The following is a 10,654-nucleotide window of genomic DNA, read 5'->3' as shown; positions in this document are numbered from 1 at the left end:
CCAGCGGCGCCCCCGTGTCACGGGGGCCGCGTACCTTCGCCGCGAGCCGGACGGCCAGCTCGGCCTGCCATTCGGCGGGGCGGTGCGCGAGCACCTGGACGATCGGCCCCGGATCGCCGAACGCGGGACGGGGCGACCATCGCGTGGTCAAAAGGTCGCGCCGGGTCACCCACGCGGCCACCGCAGTGACGGCGCTGATCGTGCCCGCGCCGGCCAGCCGCATGAGGTCGGGCCAGTCCTCCCACGGCTCTCTCTGAACTACGCGCCTGCCCCGCCGCCGGACGGACCACTCCTCGTACAGGCTCTCTTGTGCCCGGCCCTCCTCACCCAAGGCCCGCGCACGGGCCGAGATGACGGGGATGTACTCGCGCAGCTCGCCGGAGACGGCCTTGCGCTCGCCGGCGGTCAAGCCGGTGAGGCGGTCGGCGAGCCTTCCGGCGTCTCCCGCGTCGATGAGACCGCGGACCTCGTCCCAGGCCGTCACAGCGCGGCCTCCTCGGCCGCGGCGTCACGCGCACCGTCGGTGACGCCCACCGTGGCGGGGGTGGAGCGGGTGGCGATGCGGGCGGCGAGGACGTGTTTGCACGGGCCTCGCGACCCAGGATGGTCGAACCACCACGGGCAGGTGCACGAGCCCGTCCCGGTCTCGACGTCGTAGACGCCTCCGGTGGCGGTGCGTCCGCCGGAGGTCGACAGCCCCAGCCGGTAACCCACCAGCGCGGAGGGCCCGGAGTAGGAGTACGCCTGCACTGCGTTCGTCATGGCGAGCACGATAAAGATCCCCACCGACAAAGCCCGGACGGCCGGCCGTGCCCCTGTGGACAACCGCTTTCCCCGGCCCCCTGCCTCCCTCGCCCCGCGTCTTCCGCCGCGTTGCGGACTTACCGGCAACTCCGACATTCACCGCGGTCGACCTGACCGACGTCGAAGTTGTCGGCCGGTACGGTGCCATCCCAGCGCCGTGGACCGGCCGGCTCGTCACCGTGGACGGCCGAGTCGCCGGCTGCGGCCCGGAGGGTCAGTCGTGCTCCCGCTCCTGGGAGACCGTCGTCTTGGGGACGTCCCCCTGGCAGGCGACGCTCACCTTCACCGTGCGGGTGTCCGACTCGAACTCCAGCGAGGCGGCGGCCGCGGGGCCGGCGTTCACGTCGTCCACGGCGTATCCCTGGGCCGGGCTCCACGACAGCAGAACCGCCCGCCCACCGTCACAGGCCGCCACGATAGAGCCGCCGTCCGCGGTGAACGCCCGGCCTCGGGCGGCCGGGGTGCCGCCGGGCGTCGCGGCCGGGCGGGGCGCGGCGGTGGCGGTGGCGAGGGCGCGGGCGACGTCGGCGCGGCTCACCGGCGACACCACGCGCTCGGACAGCCCTTGCCCCAGCAGCGAGATCGCCCAGGTGCTGATGACGGTGGTCAGACCGGCCACGACGATCCACCCGAGCACGGCGAGCTGAGGTCGGCGGTTCATGCTCCCAGCCTGCCAGCCCGCCGCCCGCCCCGGCGATTCCCGCCCGCTACAGCCAAGATCGGCGAGCCGGCGCCGATGGTCACGCTCCGCGAGCGGGCCCGCGCTCGCGCCGCCGGGCCTGCCCCGCCCTCCCCGCACGCCGCGCGGTCACTTCGGCCGGAGTGACCGACGTGGGGCGCTGGCTGGGCACGCCGGAGAAGCCTGAGCGGTACCTGCAGAACACGCTGTACACCAAGGTCGTGCTGGCGTTGCTGACCGACCGGCCGGCGGCCGACCTGCTGGACGTGCAGCGGGCCGAGCACCTGCGGCTGATGCGCGAGCTGACCCGGCGCAAGGCCGCAGGCGACCTCGCCGAGCAGCTGATCTGCGATCACGCGCTGTTCCACCTGGAGGCCGACCTGCGCTGGCTGGAGCTGACCACGGCGCGGCTGGACGAGCTGGCAGCGCGGGTGCGCTCGCGACCGGCTCGCCGCTGCTGGTCGCGGCGGACCTGCACAAGTCGTACGGGCCGACGCCGGCGCTGGAAGGGGCCTCGCTGGCGGTGCGCGCCGGGGAGGTGGTGGCGATCATGGGACCGTCCGGGTCCGGAAAGTCGACGCTGTTGCACTGCCTGGCCGGGATCGTGGCTGTGGCGCCTCACCCGGCCGGACGGCCTGCGTGCCGAGTGACCGCCGCCGCGAACCGGTGACGCTCGCGGTCAGGCGGACCGGCAGGAAGCCCGCCGGTTCGCGCCGCGGGGCTCCCGGCGGTTCGCGGGACGCGATCGCCACCGGGGGCGCGCGGGGAGCGGGACGACGTCGCCGGCGGCTGTAGCGTGTGATCGTGGCGCAATTGCTGCTGATCGAGGACGACGTCGCGGTGCGATCCGCGCTCATGCGCGCGCTCACCGAGCGCGGCCATGCCATGAGCTCGGCCGACTCGGGGATGTCCGGCCTGCGGAAGGCCGTCGACGAACGCCCCGACCTGGTGATCCTCGACCTCGGCCTGCCCGACGTCGACGGCTACGAGGTCGTGCGCATGCTCCGCGCGGTGAGCCCGGTCCCGCTCATCGTGGCCACGGCGCGTGACGACGAGCACGAGATCGCCAGGGTCCTGGACGCGGGAGCCGACGACTACCTCGTCAAGCCGTTCGGCGCGGTCCAGCTCGACGCGCGCATCCGCGCGGTGCTGCGCCGTCTGCGGGGCGACGAGGAGGATGGCGGCCGGCCGCTCACCGTCGGCGCCCTGCGCGTCGACCCGCGCGGCCGCGAGGCGAGCGTGGACGGCCGGGTGCTGGACCTGCGGCCGAAGGAGTTCGACCTGCTGTGCTACCTGGCCGCCCGTCCCGGCGAGGTGGTCAGCAAGCGTGAGCTGCTCACCGAGGTGTGGCGGGTCCCCTACGGCGGCGCGGACAAGACGGTGGACGTCCACCTGTCGTGGCTGCGCAACAAGCTCGGCGAGTCGGCACAGGACCCGCGGTACCTGCGGGTGGTACGCGGCGTCGGCATCAAGATCGTGGAACCGGAGCGGTGAGGCGGCACCTGCTCTCGCTGGTGGCCTCCACCGTCTCCCTGGCGTTGGTCGCCTTCCTGGTGCCGCTCGCGCTGCTGGCCCTGCAACTGGCCGCCGACAGGGCCACCGCCGACGCGCTGGTGCGAGCGCAGTCGCTCGTGCCGGTGGTGTCGGCCGGCGGCGAGGAGGGCCTGGCGCTGGCCGTGGACCAGGCCAACAGCGGCGACGGCTCACCGGTGACCGTCTTCCTGCCCGGCGGCGCGGTCCTCGGCGCGCCGGCCGCCCCGTCCGAGGCCGTGCGGCTCGCCTTCACCGGCCGCAGCCTCACCGCCGAGGCCACCGGAGGCCGCGAGATCGTCGTCGCGGTCCAGGGACGCCCCGGTGGCGCGGCCGTCGTCCGCGCCTTCGTCCCCGACGCCGAGCTGACGCGCGGCGTGACCCGCGCCTGGGTGATCCTCGGGCTGCTCGGGCTCGGGCTGCTGCTGATCAGCCTGGGCGTGGCCGACCGGCTGGCCCGCTCGCTGATCCGCCCGATCGCCGGCCTCGCCGGGGTCTCCCACCGCCTGGCCGCCGGAGACCTGACGGCGAGGGCCGCGGCCGAGGGACCTTCGGAGATCCGCGACGTCACGGCCGCGCTGAACCACCTCGCCGGACGGATCCGCGAACTCCTGGCACAAGAGCGCGAGGCCGTGGCCGACCTGTCGCACCAGCTCCGCACGCCGCTCACCGTGCTGCGGGTCGAGGTCGAAGGGCTGCCCGCCGGCGAGCAGGCCACCCGGGTGGCCGCGGCGGTGGAAGAGGTCGAGCGCATGGTCACGCGGGTCATCGAGGAGGCCCGCCGTTCCCGGCATGAGGCGTCGGGCTCGTGTGACGCCGCCGAGGTGGTCGCCGAGCGCCTGGAGCACTGGTCCATGCTGGCGCGCGAGCAGGAACGCCGGGTGGGCCGCGACGTGGCCGAGCCTCCGCTTCGCGTCGGGCTGCCTGAGGAGGCACTGGCCGTCTGCGTCGACGCCCTGCTGGAGAACGTCTTCGCCCACACGCCGGAAGGGACGGCCTTCACCGTCCGGCTGCACCCCCGGCCGGAGGGCGGCGCCTTGCTGGAGGTCGCCGACGAGGGCCCCGGGTTCGGGCTCCGCGACCCGTCGGGACGCGGGGTCAGCAGCGGGGGGTCGACCGGCCTCGGGCTGGACATCGTCCGCCGGGCCGCTCGACGCTCCGGGGGGACCATGACCTTGGGGCCGGCGCCGGAGGGCGGCGCCGCCGTCACCCTCACCCTCGGCCCCCCGCCGCGTTAACCTCGCGTTAGTGTTCCGCAGACGCCGCGCTATCCCTCGCTACGGCAACCTCGTAAGCGTTCGAGATCAGAAAAAGTCGATCGCACCGGAGGTTCGGATGCGCAAGTCTGTGATCATCGCTGGTCTGGCCGCGGCGGCCACGCTCACCGCCGGCGGGGTGGCCCTCGCCGCCCAGCAGGAGCCCACCGGCTCCCCCTCGTCCGCCACCTCGGCGCCCGCGGTCCCCCGTGACCAGGCCGAGAAGACGGCCCTGGCCAAGGTGCCGGGCGGCAAGGTCACCTCGGCCGAACTGGACGACGAACACGGCAAGCAGGTGTGGGACTTCGACATCACCGGCACCGACGGCGTCGAGCACGAGATCACCGTCGACGCCTCCTCCGGCGCCGTGGTGACCAATAAGGCCGGCGACGCCAACGACGCCAACGACACCGACACCGACGACACCGGCCTGGAGGACGGCGGCTCCACCGCCACGTCCGCGCCGGCCGTGGCCCGTGACCAGGCCGAGAAGACGGCCCTGGCCAAGGTGCCGGGCGGCAAGGTCACCTCGGCCGAACTGGACGACGAACACGGCAAGCAGGTGTGGGACTTCGACATCACCGGCACCGACGGCGCCGAGCACGAGATCACCGTCGACGCCTCCTCCGGCGCCGTGGTGACCAACCAGACCGGCGACACCGACACCGATGACACCGACGACGCCAACGACACCGACACCGACACCGACTGACGGCCGATGTGCGGCCGGAAGGAGCACCGTGCTCCGAAGTCGCGAACGTTCAGCGTGCCGTCCACCGCGGCCGTCATGATGCGAGGCGGCGGGTCGCGGTGGACGACGGCCGGCGCCGCCGATGATCACACGGCTCGTCCCTGGAGAGTACGGGTCGTCAGCCGATGACCACGAGGCTCGTCCTTGCAAGAGGACCGGTCATCAGCCGGCGATCACACGGCTCGTCCCTGGAGAGGACCGGTCGTCAGGGGCGGGTCAGGTGGTCGTGGAGGCGCCGGGCCTGGCGGGTGAGCAGGCTGGTGCTCTTGCGGGCGGCGAGTTCGGCGACTTCCGGGAAATCGTCCCGGACCTGAGCCCGTTCCGCCACCGTGACGGCGAGCCGCACCGCCGCGGCCAGGCCGCTGCGCGGCCGCTCCTCCGGCCCGGGTAACAGGCCGGGGAGCATGGCGCGCAGCACCTGCCAGACCTCCTCATGCGCGCCCTGGTCGGCGGCGTCCTGGAGCGCGTTAACGATGTGCTGCGGTGCGTGCCGCATCCACCGAATCAGCCGTTGCAGCTGGTCTCCCAGCTCCCTCGCGGGCAGATCTCCGCGGGCGGCCATCGTGAGCAGGACCGAGACGCCCGCGTCGGACCGCTTCTGCGCCAGGAAGTACGCGAGCACGAGCGCGGTCGCCTCACCCGCCGGGCCGTCGGCCGCGGCCAGCATCGCGGCGTGCGACGCGGAGACCCCCGGCCGGTTCCACTGATAGAGGAGATGGGGCAACAGGTTGACGGCCACCACCTCTCGGTGCGAGGGCAGCACCCCCGGCCACCACTCCATGCAGCCGCCGTGCTCGTTCCGCGTCCATTTGACCGGCTCGGCGAGCAGCTCGTCGATGAGCGCCAGCCCGGTCGGCCCGGCCTTCAGCAGCGGCGTCAGCCGGATCTGCCCGACGCGCCCGTCCGGCCGCTCGTCGAAGTAGTGCTCGCACGCACCCTCGACGTAGCCCCAGCGGACACCGGCCCGCGGATCGGGCAGGCCGCCGCCGGACATCCAGCGTGCCGCCGTGCGGGCCGCCTCGGAGGTCAGCCGCGCCACCCTGGCCGCCGCCTCGGCGTGCACGCCACGGGGCAGGCGGAGCAGGGCCTGCTGCAGGTCGGCGGGCAGCGGTTCGACGCCGGCCGCCTCGCACTCCTCCAGCCGCGAGACCAGGACGCCGGGGGACAACGCGCCAGTGGAGGAGGTGGGGGTGGCGAGCAGCACCGGCGGCAGCGTCCCCTCCTTGAGCGCGTTCAGGACCTCGGCGAACCTGCGCAGCACGAACATGTGCGGCAGGGAGACCTCCCCCGGGGCGGGCAGCCGGTCGCGCGGAGGCTCGGGAACCGCCGCCCACCGCCCGTTCGGCCCGAGACCGCCGATCTTCGCGTCACCACCGGACGGTGCGGCACCGCCCACCCAGGAGGCCGGAAGGCCGGCGGCGTAGTCCGTGTAGCGCCTCCCGAATACGTCCGGGTCGTGGCCATCATGGGCCTGCGCGTCCCCCTCGGCCCAGACCGCCTCCTCCTGCCCGGCAAGGCCGCCGTACTCGACGTCCGCCAGGGCGCCACCGGGCGTCACCGTGACGAGAACGCCCTCAGTGAAGCCCGCGGTCCAGCCGGACGGCCACGGTCCGTGGCCGGGATCGGCCGGGACGCCCGGGTCCGCCCCAGGGGTGATCAACTCCATGGCCATCGCCGCGCGCCAGAAGTCGGTGGCGGTCCAGACGCGCATCGCGAAAACGTCGGAGTAGGCCGTACCGTAGGCTGCCTGGAGCGCGGCACGCAGGCCGAGCCTGTCATGGTGCGTCAGGTGGACGAACCCGGCCAGCCAGCGTTCGGCCGGCTGCCACTGCCACTGCGTCCAGCCGAGCGCCTCCATCTCGGCGGGAGCGGCCGGGGTCGCGGGAAACGGCATGACCGGCGGCGGCTCGGGAAGCGGCCGAGGGACGAACGGCGGCTCGGTCCGCGTGTCGACCGCCTCGCCCCCGAACACCTCGGCCACCCGCCGGCCCAGCTCGGGCGGCAGGGCGGGGATGGCGTCCCTGATGTGCTCGCCCCCGAGCGGGCCGAAGCGGCCGGCGTGCTTGAGCGCGAGCTGGGCGGCCCGCCCCTGGACGTCGTAGGACTCGTGGTGGAAGGCCGTGGCGAGCGCGGGCGCAAGGCCGTCGGCCCGGGCCGGGTCGTGCCGCACGGTGTGGTCGAACCACGTCATGCCGGCCTTGACCAGCCCGACCTCGGCGCGGAACAGCAGGCCTCCGATCGCCTCCGCGACGTCTTCCAGTTCGTGCTCGGGGAGGCCGCGCAGGTGGCGCAGGGCGACTTCGGCGACCGGGCCGGGGGCGGCGGGCAGCATCGACAGGTAGTCGCGGCGCCGTGCCTCGACCTCGGCCGCGGAGGGAGCGAGCAGTTCGTGCACGCGGGCGAAGAAACGCAGGTCGGGTGCCGCGCCGCCGCGCAGGAGGCGGCGGACGCACCCGTCGAGCAGCGGCTCACGGGCCACCGCGCCGCTTTCCACCACGTCGCGGATGGTGCGCAGCCACGGGGAGATCGGGTCGAGCCGTTCGTCGCGCAGCGCCCTGCCGACGCCCTCGGCCTCGAACAGGCGCGGGAGCAGCACCGGCAGCAGTGGATCCGCGAACTCCTCCTCCCACGGCTCCCCGGTGTCATCGCCCGGCCGCACCCCCTCAGGACGCGCCGTACCCGGCGGCTGCCAGGCGGGGCTGGAGCCCACGCCCGCCGCCACCCAGGCCACGACCAGGGCGTCGTTCGGCGGCGGCTCGGCGCCGGTGTGCCGCAGCATCGCCAGCGCCAGCGGCGCCCCCGTGTCACGGGGGCCGCGTACCTTCGCCGCGAGCCGGACGGCCAGCTCGGCCTGCCATTCGGCGGGGCGGTGCGCGAGCACCTGGACGATCGGCCCCGGATCGCCGAACGCGGGGCGGCGCGACCGTCGCGTGGTCAAAAGGTCGCGCCGGGTCACCCACGCGGCCACCGCAGTGACGGCGCTGATCGTGCCCGCGCCGGCCAGCCGCATGAGGTCGGGCCAGTCCTCCCACGGCTCTCTCCGAAGAACGCGCCTGCCCCGGCCCGACCAGGCTTCGTGCAGGCGGCTCTCTTCTTCCCAGCGCTCCTCACGTAAGGCCCGCGCACGGGCGCGGATGACGGGGATGTACTCGCGCAGCTCGCCGGAGACGGCCTTGCGCTCGCCGGCGGTCAAGCCGGTGAGGCGGTCGGCGAGCCTTACGGCGTCTCCGGCGTCGATGAGACCGCGGACGTCGTCCCAGGCGGTCACAGCGCGGCCTCCTCGGCCGCGGCGTCACGCGCACCGTCGGTGGCACCCACCGTGGCGGGGGTGGAGCGGGTGGCGATGCGGGCGGCGAGGACGTGTTTGCACGGGCCTCGCGACCCACGATGGTCCAACCACCACGGGCAGGTGCACGAGCCCGTCTCGGTCTCGACGTCGTAGACGCCTCCGGTGGTGGTCACCCTCGCCCGCCCGGGCGCGCCGGGCCGCACGGCGCCGGCGGCCACCAGGGCGCGGGCGGAGGCCAGGCGAGGGTTCAAGGTCTCGACGTGCTCGCGGTCGTAGGGCAGCTCGCGGTGGAAGTGCCCCGCCTCCGCCAGGTCGTACCCCACGCGCCCGGCCGTGCCGAGCTGGGTGAGCGCGGCCCGCACGCGGGCCACAGGCAGCCCCGACCGGGCGGCCAGCAGGCCGATCTCGACGGCGGGCTCGAAGTTGAGCAGCATGCCGACGACGTCGGCGTCCGCCTGAGCGTCGTCGCCGGACAGGTCGTCCAGCACGGCGCCCTCGCCGGAGAAGCCGCGCCAGGCCTGCGGCGACAGCACCAGGGTGTAACGCATGCCCGGCAGCTCCAGCTCCCACGCGCTGGAGGCCGCCAGGTCGCGGACCGGGGGGCCGTACACGCGCAGTCGCGTGGCGAAGCGCAGCAGCGGGTGCAGCGTGGCCAGGCGCCCGACGCCGGACAGGCACACCGCGCCCGGCGCCGAGGCGGCGGCCACTCTCAGGTCGCGGCCGGAGGGGACCACCCACACGTTCGCCGAGGCCTTCTTGGGCAGGCTCCGCAGGAAGCGGACGGCGGCCATGCCGGCCGCCTCGGCGCGCAGGTCGAACCCCGAGGCGATCACCTGCACCTCGGCGAAGCCGCGCAGCCACCGCTCGGGCAGCGGCACCTTCTTCTCAAGGACGGCGCCGTCCATGGTGGTGACGGCCACCTCGTCGGCGCCGACCCCGAGGTGCAGCGGGTCGCGCGCGCCGACGCGGGCCAGCGCCTCGCGGAGCGGGTTGTTGACGTCGATGTTGGTGGTGCCGCGGTCGAACACCTCGCCGTCGAGGGCCTCTCCGAGCAGGTCGAGCCGGGCGTACACCCCGCCGCACGCGGAGAACGACTCTAGGCGCAGCCGCTCGCCGTCACAGGTGATCACCGGGTCGCGCGACCAGCCGCCCCCGCCCGCGCGGGGCTGGTGGTAGCGGGCCAGCGCCACATCGGCCAGGGAGAGGAGCGCCGCGGCCGCCGGAGCCGCCCGCGTGACCACACCGCTGAAGAACCGGGGACGGCCCGTCAGGCCGGTGGCGGTGCGCCCGCCGGAGGTCGAGAGCCCCAGCCGGTCACCCACCAGTGCGGAGGGCCCGGAGTAGGAGTACGCCTGCACTGCGTTCGTCATGGCGAGCACCATAAGGATCCCCACCGACAAAGCCCGGCCGGCCGGCCAAGCCCTTGTGGAAAACCGCTTCCTCGGCCCCTGCGCCCTCCGCCGCGCACGGGCCCGCGAGGGGCTTCGAGGTCACATGGGCACGGGCGGGCGGGGAAGGACGAGAGGCGGGAAGCGAAGGCGTGAGGCGGAGGCTCTGATGCTGCTGGTGGGCACCTCGGGGTGGCAGTACAGGCACTGGCGCGACGTGCTGTACCCGGAGGGGCTGCCGCAGCGGGTGTGGCTCGAACGGTACGCCGGCTGCTTCGGCACGGTGGAGAACAACAACGCCTTCTACCGGCTCCCGTCACGCGAGACGTTCGAGGGCTGGCGCGAACGCACCCCTGGCGGGTTCGTGATGGCGGTCAAGGCCAGCCGGTTCCTCACCCACGTCAAGCGGCTGAAGGAGCCCGAGGAGCCGGTCCGGCGGCTGATGGACGCCGCCGAAGGGCTCGGCCCCAAGCTCGGGCCGATCCTGCTCCAGCTCCCGCCGACGCTGCGGGCCGAACCCGAGCGGCTCGACGCGTGCCTGGCCCGCTTCCCCCGCCATGTGCGGGTGGCCGTCGAACCCCGGCATCCCTCCTGGTGGAGCGACGAGGTCCGCGACGTGCTGACCGCCCACGGCGCCACCCTGTGCTGGGCGGACGTCCTCGGCCGGCCGGTCACCCCGCTGTGGCGCACCGCCGGCTGGGGGTACGTCCGGCTGCACCAGGGCCGCGCCCGCCCCTGGCCCGCATACGGCGAGACGTCGCTGCGTTCATGGCTGCACCGGCTCACCGACGCGTGGCCGGACGACCATGACGTCTACGTGTACTTCAACAACGACCCGAACGGCGCCGCCGTCCGCGACGCCGTCCGCTTCGCCGCCCTCGCCCACGCCGAAGGCCACCCCGTGACCCCCACCCCCTCGAACCTCCCCAAGCCGGCCCCCTCCTGAGCCGCGCCGCC

At 74.4% G+C, this 10,654-nt stretch carries 9 protein-coding genes and 2 pseudogenes; 6 read left to right on the top strand and 5 right to left on the bottom strand.

The window, feature by feature from the left end:
- The 3 genes from ACFO60_RS33200 to ACFO60_RS33190 form a co-directional block, all read right to left on the bottom strand.
- The coding region (locus ACFO60_RS33200; protein ID WP_380848606.1) for a hypothetical protein at positions 1 to 484 on the bottom strand (484 nt) is incomplete at its 3' end.
- The gene (locus ACFO60_RS33195) at positions 481 to 762 is read right to left on the bottom strand and encodes an SWIM zinc finger family protein (protein WP_380848603.1); all 282 of its coding nucleotides are present in this window, start codon (positions 760 to 762) and stop codon (positions 481 to 483) included. The genes ACFO60_RS33200 and ACFO60_RS33195, both read right to left, overlap by 4 nt.
- 256 nt (positions 763 to 1,018) lie before the next feature.
- Positions 1,019 to 1,465 carry a hypothetical protein gene (locus tag ACFO60_RS33190; RefSeq protein WP_380848600.1) on the bottom strand — a complete coding sequence of 149 codons (447 nt, stop codon included), beginning with the start codon at positions 1,463 to 1,465 and terminating at the stop codon, positions 1,019 to 1,021.
- A gap of 137 nt (positions 1,466 to 1,602) precedes the next feature.
- On the opposite strand from ACFO60_RS33190, the pseudogene ACFO60_RS33185 reads away from it, so the two are divergent.
- The 5 genes and pseudogenes from ACFO60_RS33185 to ACFO60_RS33165 all read left to right on the top strand — a co-directional run.
- A pseudogene (locus ACFO60_RS33185) lies at positions 1,603 to 1,923 on the top strand (PadR family transcriptional regulator); the annotation flags it as partial.
- Positions 1,924 to 1,937: 14 nt separating this feature from the next.
- Positions 1,938 to 2,090, top strand: a pseudogene (locus tag ACFO60_RS33180) (ATP-binding cassette domain-containing protein); the annotation flags it as partial.
- 197 nt (positions 2,091 to 2,287) lie between these two features.
- Positions 2,288 to 2,977: a response regulator transcription factor gene (locus ACFO60_RS33175; protein WP_380848597.1), complete on the top strand. Its 690-nt coding sequence runs from the start codon at positions 2,288 to 2,290 to the stop codon at positions 2,975 to 2,977.
- Positions 2,974 to 4,251 carry a HAMP domain-containing sensor histidine kinase gene (locus ACFO60_RS33170; RefSeq protein WP_380848594.1) on the top strand — a complete coding sequence of 426 codons (1,278 nt, stop codon included), beginning with the start codon at positions 2,974 to 2,976 and terminating at the stop codon, positions 4,249 to 4,251. Before ACFO60_RS33175 ends, ACFO60_RS33170 begins: the two co-directional genes overlap by 4 nt.
- 97 nt (positions 4,252 to 4,348) lie before the next feature.
- Positions 4,349 to 4,981, top strand: coding sequence for a PepSY domain-containing protein (locus ACFO60_RS33165; protein ID WP_380848591.1), 633 nt, complete (start codon positions 4,349 to 4,351; stop codon positions 4,979 to 4,981).
- Between the two features lie 244 nt (positions 4,982 to 5,225).
- On the opposite strand, the gene ACFO60_RS33160 is transcribed toward ACFO60_RS33165, so the two are convergent.
- Together ACFO60_RS33160 and ACFO60_RS33155 are read right to left on the bottom strand one after the other, a co-directional pair.
- On the bottom strand, positions 5,226 to 8,288 hold the full coding sequence (locus ACFO60_RS33160; protein ID WP_380848588.1) for a DUF7824 domain-containing protein: 3,063 nt from the start codon (positions 8,286 to 8,288) through the stop codon (positions 5,226 to 5,228).
- Positions 8,285 to 9,679: an SWIM zinc finger family protein gene (locus ACFO60_RS33155; protein WP_380848585.1), complete on the bottom strand. Its 1,395-nt coding sequence runs from the start codon at positions 9,677 to 9,679 to the stop codon at positions 8,285 to 8,287. Before ACFO60_RS33155 ends, ACFO60_RS33160 begins: the two co-directional genes overlap by 4 nt.
- Before the next feature lie 187 nt (positions 9,680 to 9,866).
- Between ACFO60_RS33155 and ACFO60_RS33150 the strand changes: the two genes are divergently transcribed.
- A complete protein-coding gene (locus ACFO60_RS33150; protein WP_380848582.1) occupies positions 9,867 to 10,643 on the top strand; it encodes a DUF72 domain-containing protein in 777 nt (258 codons plus the stop codon).
- Positions 10,644 to 10,654: the final 11 nt, after the last annotated feature.

The organism is Sphaerisporangium dianthi (genome assembly GCF_042654065.1).
Classification (GTDB): Bacteria; Actinomycetota; Actinomycetes; order Streptosporangiales; family Streptosporangiaceae; genus Sphaerisporangium; species Sphaerisporangium dianthi.
Note: the sequence above shows the minus strand (reverse complement) of the source record. Positions and strands in the feature narration are given on the sequence as shown.